Annotated in this window: 21 protein-coding genes and 1 tRNA gene; 5 read left to right on the top strand and 17 right to left on the bottom strand. The window is 65.0% G+C overall.

Features of this window, described 5'->3' with window-relative positions:
• The first annotated feature begins 54 nt into the window (after positions 1–54).
• Complete coding sequence (locus BLV04_RS01515) at positions 55–900, top strand: Rpn family recombination-promoting nuclease/putative transposase (RefSeq protein ID WP_093027412.1); 846 nt, start codon at positions 55–57, stop codon at positions 898–900.
• A 546-nt stretch (positions 901–1,446) separates the two neighbouring features.
• Positions 1,447–2,157: an SDR family oxidoreductase gene (locus tag BLV04_RS01510; RefSeq protein WP_093027410.1), complete on the top strand. Its 711-nt coding sequence runs from the start codon at positions 1,447–1,449 to the stop codon at positions 2,155–2,157.
• A gap of 104 nt (positions 2,158–2,261) precedes the next feature.
• Here the strand turns inward: BLV04_RS01510 and BLV04_RS01505 are convergent, their stop codons facing one another.
• The 12 genes from BLV04_RS01505 to ybgC form a co-directional block, all read right to left on the bottom strand.
• Positions 2,262–4,394 (bottom strand): hypothetical protein, encoded by a 2,133-nt coding sequence (locus tag BLV04_RS01505; RefSeq protein ID WP_093027408.1) that lies wholly within the window; start codon positions 4,392–4,394, stop codon positions 2,262–2,264.
• A gap of 78 nt (positions 4,395–4,472) precedes the next feature.
• The gene (tsaA, locus tag BLV04_RS01500; RefSeq protein ID WP_093027406.1) at positions 4,473–4,952 is read right to left on the bottom strand and encodes a tRNA (N6-threonylcarbamoyladenosine(37)-N6)-methyltransferase TrmO; all 480 of its coding nucleotides are present in this window, start codon (positions 4,950–4,952) and stop codon (positions 4,473–4,475) included.
• A gap of 31 nt (positions 4,953–4,983) precedes the next feature.
• Entirely contained in the window at positions 4,984–5,595 is a 612-nt protein-coding gene (locus BLV04_RS01495) for an NAD(P)-dependent oxidoreductase (RefSeq protein ID WP_093027404.1), read from the bottom strand.
• Positions 5,596–5,632: 37 nt separating this feature from the next.
• Entirely contained in the window at positions 5,633–6,535 is a 903-nt protein-coding gene (locus BLV04_RS01490) for an ROK family protein (protein ID WP_093027402.1), read from the bottom strand.
• Between the two features lie 322 nt (positions 6,536–6,857).
• A tRNA-Lys gene (locus tag BLV04_RS01480) sits at positions 6,858–6,933 on the bottom strand.
• Positions 6,934–7,045: 112 nt separating this feature from the next.
• Positions 7,046–7,909 carry a tol-pal system protein YbgF gene (gene ybgF / locus BLV04_RS01475; protein ID WP_093027400.1) on the bottom strand — a complete coding sequence of 288 codons (864 nt, stop codon included), beginning with the start codon at positions 7,907–7,909 and terminating at the stop codon, positions 7,046–7,048.
• Between the two features lie 206 nt (positions 7,910–8,115).
• Positions 8,116–8,703, bottom strand: a complete 588-nt coding sequence (pal, locus tag BLV04_RS01470) for a peptidoglycan-associated lipoprotein Pal (RefSeq protein WP_245731651.1) — start codon at positions 8,701–8,703, stop codon at positions 8,116–8,118.
• Positions 8,704–8,718: 15 nt separating this feature from the next.
• Positions 8,719–10,041: a Tol-Pal system beta propeller repeat protein TolB gene (gene tolB, locus BLV04_RS01465; protein ID WP_093027398.1), complete on the bottom strand. Its 1,323-nt coding sequence runs from the start codon at positions 10,039–10,041 to the stop codon at positions 8,719–8,721.
• Positions 10,042–10,056: 15 nt separating this feature from the next.
• Positions 10,057–11,400 (bottom strand): cell envelope integrity protein TolA, encoded by a 1,344-nt coding sequence (tolA, locus tag BLV04_RS01460; protein ID WP_093027396.1) that lies wholly within the window; start codon positions 11,398–11,400, stop codon positions 10,057–10,059.
• 21 nt (positions 11,401–11,421) lie between these two features.
• On the bottom strand, positions 11,422–11,865 hold the full coding sequence (tolR, locus tag BLV04_RS01455) for a protein TolR (RefSeq protein ID WP_093027393.1): 444 nt from the start codon (positions 11,863–11,865) through the stop codon (positions 11,422–11,424).
• 20 nt (positions 11,866–11,885) lie between these two features.
• Positions 11,886–12,560 carry a protein TolQ gene (tolQ, locus tag BLV04_RS01450; RefSeq protein ID WP_093027390.1) on the bottom strand — a complete coding sequence of 225 codons (675 nt, stop codon included), beginning with the start codon at positions 12,558–12,560 and terminating at the stop codon, positions 11,886–11,888.
• A complete protein-coding gene (gene ybgC, locus BLV04_RS01445; RefSeq protein ID WP_093027388.1) occupies positions 12,557–12,991 on the bottom strand; it encodes a tol-pal system-associated acyl-CoA thioesterase in 435 nt (144 codons plus the stop codon). Before ybgC ends, tolQ begins: the two co-directional genes overlap by 4 nt.
• A gap of 280 nt (positions 12,992–13,271) precedes the next feature.
• Here ybgC and BLV04_RS01440 point away from each other — a divergent pair, with 280 nt between their 5' ends.
• Complete coding sequence (locus BLV04_RS01440; protein ID WP_093027851.1) at positions 13,272–13,763, top strand: methyltransferase family protein; 492 nt, start codon at positions 13,272–13,274, stop codon at positions 13,761–13,763.
• Between the two features lie 212 nt (positions 13,764–13,975).
• On the opposite strand, the gene BLV04_RS01435 is transcribed toward BLV04_RS01440, so the two are convergent.
• Positions 13,976–14,860 carry a class I SAM-dependent methyltransferase gene (locus BLV04_RS01435; protein ID WP_093027386.1) on the bottom strand — a complete coding sequence of 295 codons (885 nt, stop codon included), beginning with the start codon at positions 14,858–14,860 and terminating at the stop codon, positions 13,976–13,978.
• 123 nt (positions 14,861–14,983) lie between these two features.
• Positions 14,984–17,053, bottom strand: a complete 2,070-nt coding sequence (locus tag BLV04_RS01430) for a thioredoxin domain-containing protein (RefSeq protein ID WP_093027384.1) — start codon at positions 17,051–17,053, stop codon at positions 14,984–14,986.
• 324 nt (positions 17,054–17,377) lie between these two features.
• On the opposite strand from BLV04_RS01430, the gene BLV04_RS01425 reads away from it, so the two are divergent.
• Together BLV04_RS01425 and BLV04_RS01420 are read left to right on the top strand one after the other, a co-directional pair.
• Entirely contained in the window at positions 17,378–18,574 is a 1,197-nt protein-coding gene (locus tag BLV04_RS01425) for a class I SAM-dependent rRNA methyltransferase (RefSeq protein WP_093027382.1), read from the top strand.
• Positions 18,575–18,722: 148 nt separating this feature from the next.
• Positions 18,723–19,325: a L,D-transpeptidase family protein gene (locus BLV04_RS01420; RefSeq protein WP_093027380.1), complete on the top strand. Its 603-nt coding sequence runs from the start codon at positions 18,723–18,725 to the stop codon at positions 19,323–19,325.
• 403 nt (positions 19,326–19,728) lie between these two features.
• Here BLV04_RS01420 and minE read toward each other — a convergent pair whose 3' ends face one another.
• Genes minE through minC form a run of 3 tightly spaced genes read right to left on the bottom strand, consistent with a single transcriptional unit; the run spans position 19,729 to position 21,652 of the window.
• The gene (gene minE, locus BLV04_RS01415) at positions 19,729–19,998 is read right to left on the bottom strand and encodes a cell division topological specificity factor MinE (RefSeq protein WP_093027378.1); all 270 of its coding nucleotides are present in this window, start codon (positions 19,996–19,998) and stop codon (positions 19,729–19,731) included.
• A gap of 3 nt (positions 19,999–20,001) precedes the next feature.
• Positions 20,002–20,811 carry a septum site-determining protein MinD gene (gene minD / locus BLV04_RS01410; RefSeq protein WP_093027376.1) on the bottom strand — a complete coding sequence of 270 codons (810 nt, stop codon included), beginning with the start codon at positions 20,809–20,811 and terminating at the stop codon, positions 20,002–20,004.
• A gap of 49 nt (positions 20,812–20,860) precedes the next feature.
• Entirely contained in the window at positions 20,861–21,652 is a 792-nt protein-coding gene (gene minC / locus BLV04_RS01405; RefSeq protein WP_093027374.1) for a septum site-determining protein MinC, read from the bottom strand.
• Positions 21,653–21,776 lie beyond the last annotated feature (124 nt).

Genomic DNA, 21,776 nt, shown 5'->3' with positions numbered 1-21,776 from the left:
AACTGCGTTCGGACACGATTTGTAAACACGGGTTCGGCGCCTTACACTCGCCCCATGCGCCACCCCATCGATCCCAAAGTCGACTGCGTCTTCAAGGCCCTGCTCGGCTCGGAGGACAACCGCGCCCTGTTGATCCACTTTCTCAACGCTGTGCTGGTCGACGATCTGCCCGATCCGATCACAGAGGTGGAGATCCTCAATCCCTACAACGAGCGCGAGACCTTTTCCGACAAGCTCACCATCGTCGACGTCAAGGCCCGCGACGCGACGCGGCGACTGTTCCAGATCGAGATCCAGTTGCTGGTCTTCGCGGATCTCGCCTCGCGCATCCTCTACGGCTGGGCCGATCTTTACAGCCAACAGCTGCAGAGCGGACAGGACCATCGCGAGCTCAAACCCACGTATGCGATCTGGATTCTCGACCAATCGCTGCGTCGGGATGATTCCGCCTATGCGCGCCGCTACCGCATGCGCGACGATCGGGGCTACGATCTGATCGACCACGGCGGCATCTGGGTCTTGGAGCTGAACAAATTTGCGGCTGCACAGGTCGAAACCGAGCGTGAACGTTGGCTAAAATTCTTCAAGGAAGCCGAGCGCTTCGATGAGGCCACGCTGCCCGACTGGATGCACACCGCTGAGATGAGGCAAGCCATGAGTACCTTGAACGCCTTCTCCGAGAAAGAGCGCGAGTATCACGCCTATCAGGCGCGTCAGGAGTTCCTGCGTCAGCAGCGCGGGATCCAACGTGAGCTCCACGAGGCACGGGCCGCCGAGGAAGCGGAACGACAGGCTAAAGAAGCCGAGCGACGGGCCAAGGAAGCCGCACTCCAAGCCAAGGAAGCCGCCCTCGCCGAGGTCGAACGCCTTAGGGCTCTGCTGAAACAAAAGGGTGCCTAGCATTCAACCTCGACGTCAGGCCTTCGTTCCGCGCCGTAGACGAGGGCGAACCCGATGCCGACGGTTTCCGCCACCGCTCTTCCATTATGCACCGCGGTTTCTGGAAGCAGGATGCACATCACGTTACCAGGTCGTCACACCCGGAATAGCAGGAGAGTTTCAGCGGCAGCACGGCGATTCCGGATGGCGTGCTTGGCGCTCTCCCAGTCTGTGAACTGGTCGTTTCCTTGCGTGACCGCGGATTCACTCAGCGCCAGGCGGTCTGCGCGCACGCGATGTCGCCGCGAGTGTCGCCGCCGATCATGTCGGATGCGGCGCCCTCGCACCTCTGGGGTCGGCCGAACATGCGTTCAGTGATTCGGCGCCTCGGTGCCGCGGCGAGAGCCGGCGATCGGATATGATCGCGACGGCACCGGCGGCATCCGGGTCTTGGAGCTGAACGAACCAGGCCTCTCATGGGTCGAAATTCGGCGCCAACCTTAGCCAACCATCCGGCGAACCTCGGCCGCCAACCGGCGTCTCGCCTGTCCCCCGGAGGAGCATACGATGTCCGATCAACCCGTCGCCGTTGTGACCGGCGCCAATCGCGGCCTGGGCCTGGAGACCAGCCGTCGGCTGGCGGCTTTGGGCTACACCGTCATCCTGACCGCCCGGCGTGAGCCGGAAGGTCGCGCCTCCGCGCAGGTCCTGGCGGATGCCGGTCACGCTGTCCGCTTCCAGCCTCTGGACGTGACCGACGAGGCGTCGATTCAGGCCCTTGCCGAGACCGTTCGCGGCATCGGCCGGCTGGACGTCTTGGTCAACAACGCCGGAATCGTCCCCGACCCCAAGCCCGGAACAGAGGAGGCCAGCGTCTTTCGGGCGGACCTGGAGACGGTGCGCCGCGGCATGGAGACCAACGCACTGGGGCCGCTGCGACTCTGCCAGGTCTTGATCCCCTTGATGAATGGCCGAGGTCGCGTGGTCAATGTCTCCTCCGGCATGGGCCAGCTCGACGAGATGAACGGCTGCTGCCCGGGCTATCGGCTCTCCAAGGTTTCGCTCAACGCGCTCACCCGAATCTTCGCCGATGAGTTGCGCGAAACTGGAGTCAAGGTCAACTCTGTCTGCCCGGGCTGGGTCCGTACGAATCTGGGCGGCGAACGGGCGCCATTGTCGGTGGAGGAAGGCGCGGAGGGCATCGTCTGGGCAGCGACGCTCCCGGATGATGGGCCGAGCGGCGGCTTTTTCCGACACGGAGAGCCGATCCCCTGGTAGCCCGGGTTCGGCGAACTGGGTGGTCGGCGACCCGAGCAATCCAGAAGAGGCCGCCATCGCCGCACTGGTCAAGCTCCTCTGAGGCCCTGCGAAAGACGCGTCCCCTAATGCGCAGCACAGGGCGGCACCTCGCCCTGCTCCAGACCGAGGGCGATGGCGAGATACCGGAGCTGACGGTCCAAGCCGCCCTGTTCGTTTTGCAGGGTGTTGTCCATGCCCTCGCGGACCTCTTGTGACAGCGACCAGCCGAGAGGCGGCTCCACATATCGGCTTTCCATTGCCGCGATGGTCTCGGCATCGGCGGCTCCCAGAGCGGCAAGCCGTGCCCGCAGCACGGAGGCGAGCGGGACCTCGATGACCGTCCCGCCGATGCTCTCGACCAGATTCGCGGCGGTAACTTCGGCCAGGTTTCCACGCGCTGCGCGCGTCTGAAGAAGCGCTTGGGCGGGCGCCGTGACCTCGCTGACGGTTGAGTTGAAGCGCTCTCCGCTCGGGAGCTGGTCGACACTGCCGTCGCGTCGGCAGAGATTCGGTGCGGTCGTGTCGTTGTCGATGATGATCAGAATCGGCTTCAGAGCGACGCCGTTCTTCACCAACAGGGTGATGAGATCGGTCATCGACGCAGCGCCCGAGTTCTCGAAGTAGCCGCCATCGACGAGACGCAGGGCTTCGCCGTCCTCGACATGGACCGTGCCGGCGGGGCTGACGTAGGTAAAGCGGGCGCTGGCGCCCGCGGCGGCACTGGTGCGAATGTCGACGAGACCGTAGCGCGGCTCCAGCAGATCGATCACCTGTGGAAGTCCGTCGACGCGCAGGTTCGAGAAGACACCACGTTGGCCGGTCTCGACGATGGTCGTATTCAGCAGCAGGCTCGGCAGAGCTGCTGCCTCGGGTCCGGAGTAAAGGCCCTGGAACGGGCCCTTGAAGAGCGCCCTCGCCTCGCCGTCGAAGGCCGACTCCCAGGAGCGTTCGAGAAAACGTTGGCGATCCGCAAGCCCGATCGGCACGGGCAGAAACCGCTGCACCAGGTCCGGAAACAGCATCCCGGCGACGACCGGCGACAGAAAGTCGTGGCCGAGCACCTCGCGCACCTGATCGAGCAGAGCATCCGCCTGCCCGTTTTCCAGCCCGGCCCGCTTCAGAGCGACATAGGTCGCCGCACCGAGGCTGCCGCCGGAGACCCCGCTGACCGCAAAGAGCCGTTCCCTGAAGGGCGCGGCGAATTTCTGCTCGAGATAGGCCAGCGTCGAGGCAGTCCAATAGGCCGCACTGATGCCGCCGCCCGAGGTCGCGACCAGCACGACCGACTCAGGTGCGACGGCATTCCCGGCGCGGCCCTGTTGCCAGGCCGCGAGCTGCTCGACGGGCGTGGGCCGCTGGGCCGCGATGTCCGCGCCGTCGCCGACGCGCACCGCGTGATTGTCGTTCCAGATGCCGGACACCAGGGCCAACAGCAGCACCGCGAGTGTGAGCGGCGGCGCACCGTTGGACATCGGCAGATAGGTCAAAACACCGGTGCCGAACAGGCTGATCCCGACCACGCCGAGCACGGCGATCGCGGGTGCTCCCAGCAGTTGAGGCAGCAGAACCGGCGCGATCACGAAGAGCGGAACCAGCGTAAAAGCGGCGATCAGCAAGGCGCGCCCGCGGCGCCGATGCTCCGTCGGGACGGCGTTGCGCAGGTCCAGGATCATGTCGTCCCGTTCCACGCCGAAGATCGGCCTGCGCGCCACGTAGAAAAGCAACAACGCAAAACCCATCCCGAGGTAGAGCCAGCCGAGCAGGGTCTCGCTGCTCGGCGCCGCGGAGCCGATCTGCAGAAAGGTCCAGCCGATCGCGAGCGGCACCAGACTGCCGACGACGCGCGGCCACCAGCGTCGCCCGAAGGCCGCGGACTTGGGGTCCAGCGGATAGGCGGGATACTCGACACCCAGCGTGAGCCGGGATGTGTACCAGAGCGACAGGGAGCCGATCAGCGTGCCGATCAGAAACACGAGGTTCCAAAGAAAGTCGAGATCGGCGAGCGCGAAACCGCGCTCGGCCGAGATGCGCAGCAGATCCCGCCCCTGGGAGGTGAATGCGAACAAGATCACCAAAACCGCGCTCCCGGCGATGTTGTAGGCGATCAACCAAGGCACCCGCAGCAGCGAGTCCCAGATGAATTTGCGCACCGGCGAGTCCCAGTAGAACCTGATCCGCCGTACCAGCCTGCCGTCGTTCGCTCCCGGATCGCTCATGGCTGTCCTCCCGCGCATCGGGGTCAGTAGACACTCCGAGTATAGTGCGCGCGGGAGGAGGAGCCAGGCCCTCGTGCCCTACTGAAACCGATCATCCGACCGATGGTCGGAGACGGCCGAGGCGACCTTCTCGAACCAGCCGGCGCGCACGTCGCTCGGCGTATCGAACGCCGGCACATACGGCTTGATGTCCAGGAGCGGGGTTCCGTCGAGAATATCCACGTTCGTGATGTACAGCAGACCGTCCTCGATCTTGTCCAGTCGCACGACGGACAAGCCGATCGAATTCGGGCGTTTGGGTGCTCGGGTCGCGAACAGCCCGCGCGGCTCTCGATCCAGGAACGGCACGGGTTGCAGATCGAACCCGCGGCTGTGGTGGAAGTGATAGAGCAGGATCAGGTGCGAGAAGCCGTCGAGATCCTTCAGGCCCTCTCGGAATGCCTCGAGCACCTCGATCGTGCCCTGGACGCCGAGCGCACCGGTCGGTTGAATCGGCATGTCGGTGGGCTGCCCGAACGGGGAGTGGATGGTGCCGATCGGGCTGTATTCGATGTTCATCGGTCCTCGGTGACGATGGCGTCGCGGCAGATCAACTCACCGCCGGGGTCTGGTGGATGAAGGCCGAGTCGGTCAGCTGCCGCAACAGGAAATCAGCCACGTCGGCACGGCTGATGCGCCCGCCCTTGATCGACCGGTCGCGCCCGAAGCGGTAGGCGCCGGTGCGGGGACCATCGGTCAATCCGCCCGGACGCACGATGGTCCAGTCCAGCCCGCTCGCCTTGATGAGCCGTTCCTGTTCCTCTTTGGCCATCATGATGGGTTTCAGCGTCAGATCCATGATGACGCGGAACGCCCAATTGATCTGCTCGCGACTGTCTCCGACGCCCAGCGAGGTCACCGCAACGAGCCGGCGCACCCCGGTTTCGCGCATCGCATCCAAGATCACGCCCGTACCGAGCGCCTCGATCGGGTCCCGGCTCCCGTGCGAGCCGAGAACGCAGATCACGGCGTCGGCACCTTGGATGCAGCGGGTTGCCGCAGTCTGATCCAAGACATCCCCGACGACCAAGGTCAACCCTGTTTGCTCCGCAAGCTTCGAGGGATCCCGCACCAGCGCCGAGACGGTGTAACCCTGCGCGAGTGCCTGATCCAAAACGTGGCGCCCGGTTCCCCCGGTCGCGCCGAAAAGGGCGATATGCATTGGGTGCTCCTCATAAAGACCGGCAGTCGATCGGCCGTCAGGTTACACCCCACAGCCAGGCCGCACCACGCACGCCGGATGAATCGCCATGCCGCGCCGGCAGTAGCCGGGTGGCGACCTGATCGGAGAAGATGTACGCCGTCCAGAGATCCGGGACGTGTCGATAGAGCCGATCGAGCTTCGAGAGTCCGCCGCCCAGCACGATCACATCCGGGTCGAGAAGATTGACGACGACCGCGAGCGCTCGGGCCAGACGCGCCTCGTAGCGTCGGAGGCTGGCCTCGCACGCGGGGTCACCTGCGAGGGCACGTGCGGCGATCATCGCTGCATCCGCTGTCCCGCCGTGACGTCGCGCATGATCGGCCGCAAGCCCCGGACCCGAGAGATAGGTTTCGACGCAACCGGCGCGGCCGCAGTAACAGGGCGGCAGGGGTCGGTCGTCCGCATCCGGCAGAGGTAGCGGCGAATGACCCCACTCTCCCGCGATCGCGTTGGCGCCGACGAGCAGTCGGCCGTGCACCACGACACCGCCGCCGACCCCGGTCCCGAGGATCACACCGAAGACGGTCTCCGCACCGGCCCCCGCGCCGTCGACCGCCTCCGACATGGCGAAACAGTTGGCGTCGTTGGCCAAACGCACCGGCCGGTCGAGCGCGGCCTCGAGGTCGTTCTGCAAGGGCTTGCCGTTCAGGCAGGTCGAGTTGGCGTTGCGCAGACATCCGGTGAGGCGCGACATCGAGCCCGGGGTGCCGACGCCCACGCTGGCGCGCCTGCCGATGGTCCCTTCAGCATCATGCACCAGGGCTGCAACCGTGCGAACCGTCGCGGCATAGTCGCCCTGCGGCGTCGCCACCCGCCGTCGCAGCAGCTCGCGCCCGTCGGCATCCAGCGCGACGATCTCGATCTTGGTCCCGCCGAGGTCGATGCCGATCCGAGTCATAACGTCTGGAAGACCTGGAAGACGCGCGCAAGGCGATGAATGAACCCACCATTCCATGGGAAACGATCAAGGCCGAACTGGGCTTGTGATGACCTATCGGATCGAGGTCAAACGCAGCGCGCCAAGGCCCTGCTGGCGCTGCCCCAAGCTTACCGAGCGCGCATCGGCGCAGCGATCGATGCCCTGGCCAGCGACCCACGCATGCCGGGAACCCGCAAGCCGGAGGGAGGCAACCGCCTGTATCGGCTGCGCATTGGCGACTATCGCGTGTGGCGCAAAAACGAACGGCCTAGACGCGAAACGCCTAAGCCGTTGTTTATTATGGTGCGCCCTGCGCGACTCGAACGCGCGACCACCTGATTAAAAGTCAGATGCTCTACCAACTGAGCTAAGGGCGCGAAAGCAGAGCAGTATAATGCGGCGCGCGGTCTTTTTGAAGGGTTACGTCGCGCGCCCGTGGAAGCGAGTGTCGTCGCAGCCGTGCGCCTCCCCGATGTGGCTCGGTGTCGCTCAGCGCAACTCTTGTCCGATCCGCTCCAGACGGCTTTTGGCGAGGCGCGCCTCCGTGCTGTTGGGGTAGCGTTTGACGACGTCCTCGAGCACGGCGCGCGCTTGGTCGAGCTGCTTCTGCTCGTATTGGATGTAGCCGATCTTCAGCATTGCACCGGGCACCTTCGGGCTGTCGGGGCTCAGTTGGACCAGGCGATCGAGCTCGGCCAAGGCGGCCGGGTAGTTGCGCTGGACATAGTAGGTCTCGCCGAGCCAGTAGCGGGCGTTGTCGGTGAACTGGCCCTGCGGATAACGCCGGAGCAGGTCGTTGAAGCCGGCTTGGGCCTCGTCGTACTTGCGTTCTTTGAGCAGCTCGAAGGCGGCGGCATAGGCGTCCCGCTCGCTGCCGCCGGTCGTCTCGGGCGAGGGCAAAGAGGGAATGCCGGCGGCACCAGTCGACGAGGGAATGGGCGCACCGATGGAGGGCGGCGGCTCGGGCGTCCCCGCGGGGGCGTCGAGATCGCTTCCGCCGACGTCGATGGAGCCGGTGCCGAGGCCACCGTTCAGATCGCCAGGCGCGGCAGGACCCAAGGGATCGCCGCGATCGGCGCCGAGCCGAGAGTCGATATCGAGAAATTGATCGCGTTGCTGGCGCTGCAGCTTTTGGATCTCGAACTGCTGCATCTCGACCAACCCGCGCAGCTCCTGCATCTCCATCTGCAGCTGCTGCATCTGAAGCAGCATATCGGAGCCGGCCTGATTCTCGAGGATGCGCTCCATGCGGGCAAGCCGCGCCTCGAGGGCGGGGTCTGCAAAGGTCGTCGCCGGGATGGCCGCAGCGATCAGAGCCGCAGCAAGAATCAGGACAATCGGTCGGATACCCATCGAGTGCACTCCTAAACCCTGCTCCGGCGACAACCGAAACCTTCGCGCTCGACAGTCAACCACCGACCCAAAGCGCCAAGAAAAGCAGATTAAATGAAATTCTTAGAAGACTTGAATCGCGTCAACGCCAACACCCGCAGACACGCGCCGAAATCCGATCCCACCGAAAAAGCCCGCAGGTCGCACCGGACGCGATTCAACCCGATTCAATACTGGATCACAACACGCCGGTTCAACCGCCACGCCTGCTCGCTATGACCCGGATTGGCCGCGCGTTCTTCGCCGTAGCTCAGCGTGGACAACTGGTTCGGCGACACCCCGTCGGCGATCATGAGGCGTCGCACCGACTCGGCACGTTGATCGCCCAGCGCGAGGTTGTACTCGCGCGTCCCGCGCTCGTCGGTGTTGCCTTCGAGTTTGGCCTTGACCCCTGCGTTGGTGCCCAGATAACGCGCGTGGGTACGCAGCACCGGGAGATATTCGGGCTTGATCTCGGCGGTGTCATAGTCGAAATAGATGGTTCGCTGATACAGAGGGTTACCGGGATCTTCCCAAGGCCCGGCATAGACCGGGCGGGTGCTTTCCAGCGGAGCCGTGGTCGTCGGCGGAGCAGAGAGGACCGGCGATGTGACCGGCTCGGTCTGCTGCTTCGGCGCACTGGAGCACCCTGCGACAAAGACAGCCGAGAGGAGTATCAGGGTTCGAGGGGCACGGAACCGACCGGCGACGCGAGAGGTCTTCGCACTGCCGGGCCGGGATGCGCCCTTCGTCGAGGATCGGATGATGGTTTCCACGCTGGGCTCCTGGCGTTAATTCAAGAAGGGAGACCAGGCGGGCTCGCGGACCTCGCCGGAATCCTGCGACAGGCGCTGGTTGCCGCCGCCGTCGATCGAGGCCGCGGCCAGCACGCCGCGGCCGCCGTGGATGGTCGCGTAAATTACCATGCTGCCGTTCGGTGCGAAACTCGGTGACTCGTCCAGGCTGCCGTTGCTCAGCAGACGCATAAAGCCGCGATCCAGGTCGACCAGCCCGATGCGGAACATGCCGTTGACCCGCGTTACCAGGACGATGGAGCGCCCGTCCGGCGCGTAGGAGGCGCGCGCATTGTAGTCGCCCTCGGAGCTGATCCGCTGGGCAGGCCCGCCGCCCGAGCCCATCCGGTAGATCTGCGGACTGCCGCCCCGATCGGAGGTAAAGATGATCTGTTGACCGTCCGGCGACCAGGAGGGCTCGGTGTCGATGGCGAAATGCTCGGTGAGACGCACCAGCTCGCGACTCGTGAGATCCAGCACATAGATGTCGGGATTGCCGTCCTTGGAGAGCGTCATCGCGAGCTTGCGCCCGTCGGGCGAGAAGGCCGGCGAGCCGTTGATGCCGGGATGGCTCGCGACCAGCTCGCGGCGCCCGCTGGCCAGTTCCTGGACATAAATAGCCGCGCGCTTGTTCTCGAAGGACACATAGGCGACGCGGCGTCCGTCGGGTGACCAGGCCGGCGACATGATGGGCTCGCCGGAGGAGACGATGGTCTGGGGGTTGTAGCCGTCGGCGTCCGCGACGCGCAAGGTCACGGCCTGGCCCTCGCCCTGGCCGGTAGCGGTGACATAAGCAATCCGGGTCGCCGCCACGCCGCGCTGGCCGGTGAGCTTCTGATAGATGATGTCGGAGATGCGGTGCGCCGTGTTGCGCATGCCTGCCTTGGTGGAGACGAGTGTGGTGCTGGCGAGCTGGTCGCCGCGGAAGGCGTCGTAGAGGATGAAGCTGACCCGGTAACCGCTGCCGTCGGGCTCGACGCGGCCGATGACCAGGTTGTTCATGCCGAGCAGGGTCCAGTCGCGCAGATCCACGTCCTCGTGTCGGGCCGGCATGTCGAGCATGTCGCGTGTCGGCATCGCACGAAACCGACCGGTGCGCGCGAGATCCGCGCTGATGACCGCGGCGATGTCCACCGGCGGGATCAACCCGTCGCTCACGCCGAAGGGGACGACGGCGATCGGTTGGGCTGCCTCGACACCGCCGGTGACCTCGATGTTCAGACGCGCCTGCGCCGGCTCGGCCCCGAATCCGAGCCCGAATCCGAAAAGGACGACTGCAAAGGCCATGAGGATCGAGGGTCGGCGCTGGTGTCGGGGCATAGGGGTCTGTCCTGGCTAGGGCCTGAAGGTAAAGTTGAACTCGCGAAAGCGCTCGAACACGGGCCCGGACGGCACGGGCAGTGGCGATGCCTGATTGATCGCAGCGACCACGGACTGATCGAAGGCGGTATTGCCGCTGCTCTGGACCACGCGCACGCTGTTCGGCACCACATCGCCGCCCGGGATGAGCCGCACCGAGACGACCGTTGCGAGATCACGACCGGTCGCCGGCGGCCGGACCCAAAACTGACGGACCCGATCTCGGATGACGGGGACGTAGCGATCGGCCTCGCGCGCGAGTTGCTCCGAAGCCAAGGAGGACAGCATGTCGTCCTCACGCGCGCGCTGGGCCTCTTCCGCGGCGAGCCTGCGCTGGGCATCCTCCTCGGCCATCCGCCTGGCCTCCTGCTCGATGCTCTCCTGAGCAAGCTCCTCGACGAGACGCCGCTCCTCGATCTCGGCCATCAGGCGGGCCTCCTCTTCGAGCTGCCGCTGGCGCTCGAGGGCGGCCTGTGAGTCGGCTTGGCGCTGCGCCTCCGCGCGACGCTCGATCTCGGCACGACGCTCGGCCTCGGCCCTCGCGCGGCGTTCGTCTTCGGCGCGGACCGCCTCGGATCGGCGTTGCGCCTCGGCCCGGGCCGCAGCCTCCGCGGCCAGACGCTTCTCTTCGGCCAGACGCTCCGCCTCGGCCTTGGCGGCTGCGGCCTCGGCGGCCAGACGCTCGGCCTCGGCGCGTCGTGCAGCCTCTGCACGTCGTTCGGCTTCCGCGCGTTGCTCGGCCTCGGCCCTCGCAGCGGCCTCCTCGGCCTCTCGTTCGGCCTGCGCTCGGCGCTGGGCCTCGGCCATGCGCGCGATCTCCAGCTGACGGCGCGCTTCGGCCTCGACTGCAGCCGCTTCGGCCTCCGCTGCCAGGCGCTCGGCTTCGGCGGCAGCGCGAGCGGCCTCCGCAAGACGTTGCTCCTCCTCGCGTTCGGCGTCGGCCTTACGCTCCGCCTCGGCCGCTTCGGCCACTTCGGCCTCGAGACGCTCGGTTTCGAGCCGAGCGGCCTCGGCCGCGCTCAGGTCTTCAAGCGTCGCCGCATCCGGCGGCTCCTGCGCTTCCGGGCTGATCTGCGTGCCGACCTCGGGACTGACCTCCGGACCGGCCGGGCGCCGCGCCTGCTCGGCCTGAAACTCCGCGACCATCGCCTCGAGCGCGGCATCGCTCACGATGGTCGCCTGCACCACGCGCGGCTTGCTCCCGGCCTCCGTGATCGGCCGCTCGAGCTTGACGCCCACAAAGAAGAGCAGGGCGAAAAAGACATGCAGAGCCAACGACCAATAAAAGGCCCTCGGGTTCTGCCTCAGGATCTGCCACATGTCGGAGCTCGTGCCGCCGCGTCAGCGCTCGCGGCGCTCCGGCGGCACCGTCACCAGACCGACTTCGGGCGCTCCTGCGGCTTGAGCCACGACCATCGCACGAACGACACGCCCGTAGTCGACCCGATGGTCAGCACGCACCAGGATTGGCGTTTCGGGCGTGTATTCGAGCACGACACGGATGCGGTCGAACAGGATCTGCTCGCTGGCCGGGGCGTTCTTCTCATCTCCGATATCGATGTAATAGTCACCGAACTCATCGACCGTGATGATCAGCGACTCGGTCGTCGGACTCGGGATCCCGCCCGCCTTCTCCTGCGGCAACGCCACCTTCACACCCTGCGTAATCAGGGGCGCCGTCACCATGAAGATGACGAGCAGCACCAGCATGACGTCGATGTAGGGCACGACATTGATCTCGGCCATCGGCCGGCGGCGCTGTCTGGAACGGGTGCGCTTGAGCATCTGCGGGAGTCCTCGAACGCTCAGCTGCGGCCTTGGCGTTGCAGGAGGGTCGAGAATTCTTCCATGAACTCCTCGTAGCGGCTGTTGAGGCGCTCGACCTGATAGGAATAGCGGTTGTAGGCGATGACGGCGGGGATGGCCGCGAAGAGACCGATGGCGGTAGCGACCAGGGCCTCCGAGATGCCCGGCGCGACGAGCGCGAGGGTAGCCTGCTCGACATTTCCGAGTGCATGGAAGGCATGCATGATGCCCCAGACGGTGCCGAAGAGCCCGATGTAGGGGCTGGTCGAGCCGACCGTCGCCAGGAAGGTGAGGCTGGTCTCCAGACGGTCCATCTCGCGGCTGAGTGCGACGCGCATCGAGCGCTCGCTGCCCTGCAACACCGCCATCAGGTCATTGCCCTCGATCTTGCGCAAGCGTACGTATTCCTTGAAGCCAGCGCGGAAGATGGACGGCAGACCATGCTCGCCCTTGCGGTTCTCGCTCAGATCCTTGTAAAGCGCGCTGAGATCGCCGCCCGACCAGAAGCGCTCCTCGAAGGCGTTCGCACTCTTGCGCGCGCTCGAGAGCACGCGCCCGCGGTCCAGGATCATCGTCCAGGAGGTCACGGAGGCGATCACCAGCACCAGCAGAACCAACTGGACCACCAAGCTGGCCTGCAGGATCAGGTTGAACAAGGACAGATCGGACGTCATGACAGGGGCTCCGCTGGACCGCTCGCGAACGGCAACAACTCGGACAAGAGATCGCCGGGCAGACGCGCCGGGCGCAGGGTGTCGGCATGCAGGCAGGCGATCTTCACGGCGCCTCGGCAGCAGCAGGAAGCGTCGCTGTCGCGCATCACCTGCTGGTCGAACTCCAGACTCGCACCGCCCGCCCGCACCAATCTGGAGGTGACGCTCAAGCAGTCATCCAGCCGTGCGGGCGCCAGATAATCGATGGTCACGCGGCGCACGGCAAAGAGGATCCCGCGACGCTCGCGCAAGACATCCTGCTCGTAGCCGACGGCACGCAGCCATTCGGTGCGCGCCCGTTCCATGAACTTGAGATAGTTGGCGTAGAAGACCACACCGCCCGCGTCCGTATCTTCGTAATAGACACGCACCGGCCAGGTGAAGGTCGACAACCGGGGATCGCTCGCTGTCGGCACGGTGCGGACCGCATGTTTGGGATTGACTCAAACCGCGGGAGTGTACCGGAAAGCACCTGCTCGGGCACCCTACGTCGAAGATGGGCGTCGAAGGGTAGGCGTCGAACGGCGCCTTGCAGGCAACCGAACATTCCGCATCGACGCAAGGTTGGTTGTGCCCCGGGTGTTCAGCACAACCTCCCGGATGTCAGACAATGCCGGTTTTCGCGACCCGACAGACGGTCGCCGGCGCTCAACCTCCGACAAGGACATCGACATGACCCGTTTCTCGTTCCTGAAGGGCCACCGCGGCGAATATCTCGTCGTGCTGCAATTCGTGCTTTTCTTTGTCTTTATCTTCACCCCTGCCTGGAATCCGCTCGCGACCCCGGCGCTGATTGATACCCTCGCGCCCTTACGCTGGCCGGCGTTGATCGCTTTTTGGGCGGTCGCCCTCGTCCTCGGCGGATTCGGCTCGGTCCATATCCGGAAGTATCTGACGCCCCTGCCCTATCCGGTGGATCACAGCCAGTTAGTCAAGCACGGCGTCTACGCTTGGGTTCGCCATCCGCTCTACAGCAGCCAGCTCTTCGCGGCCGCAGGCTGGGTGCTCTTCACGCTCAGCATCCCGCACCTTGCGCTCCTGGCCGTCGGCTTCTTCTTCTTCGACTACAAGGCCAGCAAGGAAGAAAGCTGGCTGACGGAACGCCATCCGGAGTATGTGGAGTATGCGAGGGGGGTGAAGAAGCTCATTCCCTGGCTCTACTAAGACTAAACCGCGCCCGAGCTTTTCTGCGTGCTCGTCGGCCGGGGTCGGTCTTGGATGGATCCAAGACCGTTTGAGTCGACGCGGCTTAGGAAATTAAGAGATTTTTTGTTTTTCATTTCTTTAAACCGCGCCAGGTATGAGCCCGTTCGTCGTCGTGAGGGTGGTCCGCCGGCAAGATCTTGCATGTCACAAAAGGCGCTGTTTAAAGTGGTTTAAATCGGTTTCTGGGCTGTGGAGAGCACATAGTCCAGACCTCCGTAAACGCTCTCGGCGCTCATGGCGAGTGCGAGTCGAGCGGGGAGTCGGGTTGCGGGGTGGAGTCGGTCGAGCGTTTCGGGATGTCTCGACAGATAGTCGTGCAGGGGGGTGTAGACGAGATCGCGGATGGAGGCGACCTCGACATCGCCGAAACCGCAGGCTTCGAGCTTCTCCACGTAGATGTCGCGCGTGTAGACATTTTCGGCGGGGATCGCGAACTTGCTCGCGACCAGCCTCCAGGACCAGCGCTGTTTGAGGCGGGTACGCCAGTCGTCGGACAACGGCATGGGGATGATGTCGGCCGTGACCAATCGGCCGCCGGGGCGCAGGACGCGAAAGGCCTCCTCGAAGAAGCGTTCGCGGGTCTTGAAGTGGAATGCACACTCGAGGGCGACGACGGTGTCGACCGAATTCGACGGCAGGGGCATCTCCGTCGCCGAGCCTTCGCGCAGGTCGATGCGCTCTTCGAGACCGAGATCCGCAATCCGCCCGCGTGCGACGGCCACCTGTGAGGCGGTGATGTTCAGTCCCTGGATGTGATCGGGTCGGTAGGTCTGAAGCCAATAGAGATCCTGGTCGCCGAAGCCGAAGCCGACGTCCAGCACCCGGTCGCCGGGCCTCATCGCCGCGCGCTCTGCAACCAAGGCGGCCAGTGCCTGGCAGGCCTCGTCCAGCGTCTGCTCGCCGGCCCAGTAGCCCAGGTTGAGATAGAGACCCTTCTCGGTGGCCACGTCGGTCGACAAGAGGTCGTAGACACGGGTAACGTCCCACGACCTGAAGGGGTTGTAGAGCCAGTCGAGATAGGCGAGATGCCTTCGAAACGGCCGGGCTGTCGACATGGAGGATGACCTGCTGGTGGGTGGGGTTCGCCGGGCGGCGGTGCTTGTACCGAGCGCGAGCGAGGCGCAAGGTTCGGCACTCGGCGTGGCTGCCGGCGTTGTGCTTCCTATCGTCAGCACAACCTACGGACTCAAGACATCGGCAAGGGATTCGGTCGGCGGCTCGCACTGTGTGCCGCGGCAGCGGTAGATGCGCGGGCGCTCGCCGGGCACCATGGCGGCGAGCGTTCCGGGGAGATGGCTCTCCTCGGCGGGAATGCCCAGCACAAAACGACGCGGTCGGTAGCCGCGCTGGGCCTCTCGGCGCCAGGCGTCGAGACGTTCGTCGCCGGCGCGGATGACCAGGGTCTCGGGCGGGTCGAGCCACTCGTCGAGCGCGAACAAGAGCGTCGCGTGGGCATAGGGCATGCGGCCGATCGACTCGGCCGCCAGCTTCAGGGTCCGTTCGGCCGCGGCGAGATAGCGCGGCTCGCCGACGAGATGGCCGAGGCGCTGGAGCTCCATGGCAGCGATGCCGTTGCCCGACGGGACGGCCTCGTCGCCGAGCGGTTTGGTGCGGTGGATCAGGGTCTCGTGATCGCGGCCGGTGAACCAGAAGCCGCCGTCGATCGGGTCCTCGAACTGGTCCAGGAGCACCTCGGCCAGCGCGAGTGCAAAGTCGAGATCCGCCCGCGACCAGCGCGTCTGCAAGAGCTCAAGCAGGGCATCGAGCAGGTCGGCATAGTCGTCGAGATAGGCGTTGAGGTGGGCGGTGCCGTCCTTGTAGGTCGCGAGCAGTCGACCCTCGCGCCAGAGTGTGCCGCGGATGAAGGCGAGGGCCTGCTCGGCGGACTCCAGATAATCGGGCCGATCGAAGGTGCGCGCGGCACGCGCCATGCCCTTGATCATGAGCGCGTTCCAAGCGGTCAGGACCTTCTCGTCCCGGCCGGGGCGAACGCGGCGCTCGCGCGTCACATAGAGGGTTGCGCGGGCGGCTGCGAGCAGGGCCTGCACCCGCGCCGGCTCCAGGCCGAGGTCGCCGGCGACGGCCTCCGGGGTACGGTAACCGTGCAGATGCCAGCGCCCTTCGAAGTTGGCCGGGCGGTCCAGACCGTAAACGGCGGCGAAGGGGGCAAATTCGGCGGGGGCGAGCAGGGCCTGGATCTCGTCGCGATTCCAGACATAGAAGCTGCCTTCCTCCCCCTCGCTGTCGGCGTCCAGGCTGGACCAATAGCCGCCCTCCGGCGACTGCATCTCGCGCAACACCCAGTCCGCGGTCATGACGGCCGCATCCCGAAACAGCGGATCCTCAGTCACGGAGAAGGCATCGCAGCAGAGTGCGAGGAGCGGACCGTTGTCGTAGAGCATCTTCTCGAAGTGCGGGATCATCCAGCGCGTATCGACCGAATAGCGATAGAAGCCCCCGCCGAGCTGGTCCGTCAGTCCGCCGCGCACCATGCGCTCCAGCGTCCAAACGGCCTTCTCGAGTGCCGACCGATCGGGAGCGCCGGCCTGGGAAGCGTCGGTCGCGTGACGGAGCAGAAGCTCCAGATTGGTCGGATGCGGAAACTTGGGCGCATCGCCGAATCCGCCGTGCTCGGGATCGAAGCTCTCGTCGAGCTGTTGCAGGGCCGCATCGATCACCGAGCGTTCAGGCAGCGCATCCGAGGCGCGCGGCTCCAGCTCGGCAAGGGCCGCCATCAGGCTTTCGTTTTGCGACTCGATCGCCGTCTTTTGCTCGCGGTAGGCCCGCTCGATGCCCTGCATGAGCTGCTTGAATGCCGGAAGGCCGTGACGCGGCTCGCGCGGGAAATAGGTCCCGGCGAAGAAGGGTCTCTGATCGGCCGGCATCAGAAACACCGTGAGCGGCCAACCGCCGGGGCGTCGCGCGAGCAGCTGGTGTGCGGTCTGATAGATCTTGTCGAGGTCGGGTCGCTCTTCCCGGTCGACCTTGATGTTGACGAAGAGCCGGTTCATCAGCTCCGCTGTACCGGGGTCCTCGAAAGATTCGTGGGCCATCACGTGGCACCAGTGGCACGCCGAATAGCCGATCGAGAGCAGGATCGGCCGATCCGTCTCGCGCGCCAGGGCAAGCGCCTCCTCGCACCAAGGCCACCAGTCCACGGGGTTGTGTGCGTGCTGACGGAGATAGGGGCTGGTGGTCGCGGCCAGACGGTTGGCATGGCCGGTCGGGGACGGATGGACGTTCGACATGGCTGATCCTCCGGGCGTGGGGCGCGACTGATGGCCGGACTCCGTTCGCTTTTGGCTTTTGGCTTTTGGCTGTTGGCTGTCAGCTGGCTCGAAATCAGCGCCGTTGGTTGTACCGAGCCGTGCGAGGCAAAACCGCAACCAACCGTCGGCGCAACTTGTGTCTCCTATCGTCAGCACAGACGACGGCTGATAGCTGATAGCTGGCGGCTCCTAAGAACTTGCGTCCACCCGAATCCCTTTCCATCCCCGACCGAACTTGCCCGGTTCTGATAGTCTGTCACCGCGCAAGACGACGAGCGCCCAGACACCACAGGACACCCGATCATGAAGACCCAACCCCTCATCCTGAGCAAAGACCAGGAACGCCGCCTCATCGCCGGACACTGCTGGATCTACAGCAACGAGGTCGATACCAAGGCCACGCCGCTGAAGGATTTCCAGCCCGGTCAGCCGGTCGCGATCCGCAGCGATCACGATCGCTGGATCGGCCACGGCTATGCCAATCCGCATTCGTTGATTTGCGCGCGCGTGGTGAGCCGCGATCCGACACAGCCGCTGAGCCCGACCCTGTGGCTCAAACGCATCCACGACGCCCTGGCGCTGCGCGAGCGGCTTTACACGCGGCCTTTCTATCGGCTGATCTTCGGGGAAAGCGACGGGATGCCGGGGCTGGTCGTCGACCGCTACGGCGATCTGCTCGCCGTGCAGATCACCACCGCCGGGATGGAACGGGTGCAGGGCGAGATCCTGGCGGCACTCGAGCAGGTGCTGCGCCCCAAGGCGATCGTGCTGCGCAACGACACCTCGGTGCGCGAGATGGAGGGCCTGACTCAGGGTGTCGAGGTCATCCTGGGCTCGCCCGAGGACACCCTGCCCCTGATCGAGAACGATCTGGAGTTTCTCGTCTCGCCCTTGACCGGCCAGAAGACCGGCTGGTTCTTCGATCAAGCTGAGAATCGCACCCGACTGGCACGCTACGGTGTCGGCCGGCGCGTCCTGGATGTCTGCAGCTATATCGGTGCCTGGGGTCTGCGCGCCGCGGCATTGGGCGCCGAGCAGGTCGTCTGCGTCGATAGCTCGCTGCCGGCGCTCGAGCGGGTCGCCGAAAATGCGGCGCGCAACCGGCTGGCGGAACGCGTCCAAGGCCGACACGGCGACGCCTTCGAGGTGCTGCGCGCCCTGCGCGAGGAGGACGCCCGTTTCGACACCGTGCTCCTCGACCCACCCGCCTTCATCAAGCGACGCAAGGACGAAAAGGACGGGATGCAGGCGTATCTGCGGCTCAATCGACTCGGGATGGAGCTCTTGGAGCCGGGCGGCCTGCTGGTGACCTCCTCGTGCTCCTTCCACATGGGTCGCGACGTCTTCGTGCGGACCGTCCAGCAGGCGGCACGCCGCGCCGGTCGCACCCTGCAGCTCTTGGAGACCGGACAGCAGGGGCCGGACCATCCGGTGCATCCCGCGATCCCGGAGACCGCCTATCTCAAGACGCTCTTTTTCCGCGTCCTTCCCGAGTTCTGATCGGCGACCCCGGGGCTCGGCTCGGGATTTTCAGATCGAAAAATCGCCAAACAAGATGGCGTTTTGTCATGCGGTTACCTACACTTTCGCGTGTTGCTGATGAGCACGGCCGACGCCGTGGCGCCCTTCCAGAAACCGGATCCGACCCATGCACACCGACGCGAAAGACCCCATGACCGCCATTGCCGGACACCCTACCCGCCGACCCGAGCACCGCGGCCGTGCCGGGCAATACCTGCTGGCGACACTGGCAGTTGCAGGGTTACTCGGGCTCGCAGGCTGCGGCAGCCCACCGAAGACGACGGCGGTTGCGCCGAGTCACGCCGACAAGGTCGTCGTCAAAAAATCGCAACGCAAGCTGGAGCTGCACAACAATGGACGGGTGATCCGCGAGTACCGGATCGCGCTCGGCGGATCACCGGACGGTCACAAGTTTCGCGAGGGCGACGAGCGCACCCCGATCGGCGACTATCTGCTCAACTGGCGCAACCCGAACAGCAACTACTATAAATCGATCCACATCTCCTATCCGAACGAGCGCGACAAGCTCGTCAGTCGCTCGCTCGGTTATTCCAACCCCGGCGGGATGATCATGATTCACGGTCTTCCGAACTATATCCAGTCCGAGGCGCTGCGCCGGCAATACGCCAATCGCGATTGGACACAGGGCTGCATCGCGGTACAGAACCACGAGATCGACGAGATCTGGTCGATGGTGCGCGACGGCACGCCGATCAAGATCCTGCCTTAAACCGCGCCCGGCGCGGTATGGGATGTTTTTGGATCGGATCGGCCCCGGCAGACTCGACGACTGTTGGAGCTGGCGCGGTTTAAAGTTCTAAAAAATATAAACTTTTAAACCGCGCCTCCACCACGGGCGGTGACGTCCCAAGGCCGAATACAACACGAAAACGACGCATGTCGCTCTGGACGCGGTTTAATTCAGGAACGATTCGAAAAACCGAAAGACGTAGTAGAGCGCCAGCGAAACCCATCCAGCCCGCGCCAAGGGCATCGGACCGAAACCCGGCATCCCGGCGACGCGGCGGTTTGGAGGATGGGTTTCGCTGGCGCTCCGGGGGTGCCGGGACCGGGGTGTTGGAGCTTTTCGGATGGGTTTCGCTGGCGCTCTACCCATCCTACCCCCGCCGCACTCAGATGCGTCCCTGCACCGTATCCGGCAAGACGATATTCAACTCCAAGACCTCGTGACTGTCCTCCTGCTCGTATTTGACGGAGACGGCATTCATGTCGACCTCCACGTACTTGCGGATGACCTCGAGGATCTCCTGCTGCAGCTTGGGGAGATAAGAGGGACGGCCACGCTGCGTGCGATCGTGGGCCACCAGGATCTGCAGCCGCTCCTTGGCTACACTTGCGGAGCCCTTCGGACGCGAGGAGCGGAAGTAGTCGAGTAAGCCCATAGGTCAGCCTCTGAAAAAGCGCTTCAGGAAGCCCTTCTTCTCCACTTGGAGAAAACGGTGCGGCACCTCGTCGCCCAGATAGCGAGCAACCGTATCGGAATACGCCTTGCCGGCATCGCTCTCCCGATCGAGGACCACGGGGACTCCTGAGTTGGATGCAGTCAGGACGGATTTCGACTCCGGAATGACGCCGATCAAGGTCAGCGACAGGATCTCCTGCACGTCGTCCACACTCAACATCTCGCCCTTCTCGACCCGCGCCGGATCGTAGCGGGTGAGCAGCAGAAACTCGCGGATCGGCTCCTCGTTGGACTCGGCCCGGCGCGACTTGCTCGACAGGATCCCCAGCATGCGGTCGGAGTCCCGCACCGAGGAGACCTCGGGATTGGTCACCACGATGGCATCGTCGGCATAGTACATGGCCATGGTGGCACCGTGCTCGATGCCGGCCGGCGAGTCGCAGACAATGAAGTCGTAGCCGTGGGCCAGCTCCTCGAGCACGCGCCCGACACCCTCCTTGGTCAGCGCATCCTTGTCGCGGGTCTGAGAGGCCGGCAGCACATAGAGGTTGTCGCAACGCTTGTCGCGGATCAGGGCCTGGTTGAGGTTGGCCTCCTGATTGATGACATTGACGAAATCGTAGACGACACGGCGCTCGCAACCCATGATGAGATCAAGGTTGCGCAGGCCCACATCGAAGTCGATGACAACCGTGCGATGACCGCGTTGCGCCAGTCCCATAGCCAACGCGGCGGACGTGGTCGTTTTGCCGACCCCGCCCTTGCCCGAGGTGATCACAATAATTCTCGCCAAAGTAGCCGCCTCCAAAATGGGATGGTCCGTCGCCCAACCCTGCGTCGGGTCAAAGTTTTTCGATTCTCAGGATCTTCTGGTCCAAATAGATCTGGACCGGCACGCCGCGCAGCTCGATCGGGATGTTCTCGCTCACCCGGTAATGCCCGGCCACCGAGACCAGCTCGGCTTGGAGATCTTGGCAAAAGATCCGCGCGTCCGTGTTGCCCTTCATGCCGGCCAGCGCACGACCGCGCAATGGACCGTAGACATGGATGTTGCCGTCGGCCATCAGCTCCGCGCCCGAGCTCACCGCGGCGATGATGGACAGATCCCCGCCGGCGGCGTAGACGCGTTGCCCCGAGCGCACCGGGCGTGTGACCAAGGTGAAGGCCGCACCGGCTCCTGCACGAGGGTTTGCCGCGTGCTCGCCCTGCTGAACCGACGGCGCGGCCCCGGCGGGGGCACTCGGCGCGGGCTCCTCCGGCGCGGCGCTGCGCTCGGTGCGGGACGCACGGGTCTCGTGCTCGCCGAGGATCGCCAGCTCCATCGCCTCCGCGGCCTCGTTCTGGGCCTTGTTGCCGCCGCGCACGCCGAAGGGAATCATGCCGTAGCCGCGCAGCAGACCGACCAAGAGCGGAAACTCGACCTTGGCGCCGCCCTCGGGAAAGGCGCTCAGATCGATGACCACCGGCGTATTGCGAAAAAACTCCGGCGCCTGCTCGACCCGGGCACCCAGCTCGGCGGCAACCGCCTCGATATCGGCCTCGAGCAGACGAATGATCGGCAGGGTGAAACCGGCCGCCTTAAGCTCGAAGACGGCGGGGCGATCCCCGACAGACGTGCGTTGATACCCTGCCATGTTGCTGCTTTCGGGGCAAACGCCCGTCGATCTCCGCTGGAAATGAATCAAAAGGTTGCCGTTCGTCGACGACGTTCGGGTCCGGGTCCTAGTGCAGCTCGGCCGATGTATCGAGACCGTTCGT

The organism is Thiocapsa roseopersicina, assembly GCF_900106925.1.
Classification (GTDB): Bacteria; Pseudomonadota; Gammaproteobacteria; order Chromatiales; family Chromatiaceae; genus Thiocapsa; species Thiocapsa roseopersicina.
Note: the sequence above shows the minus strand (reverse complement) of the source record. Positions and strands in the feature narration are given on the sequence as shown.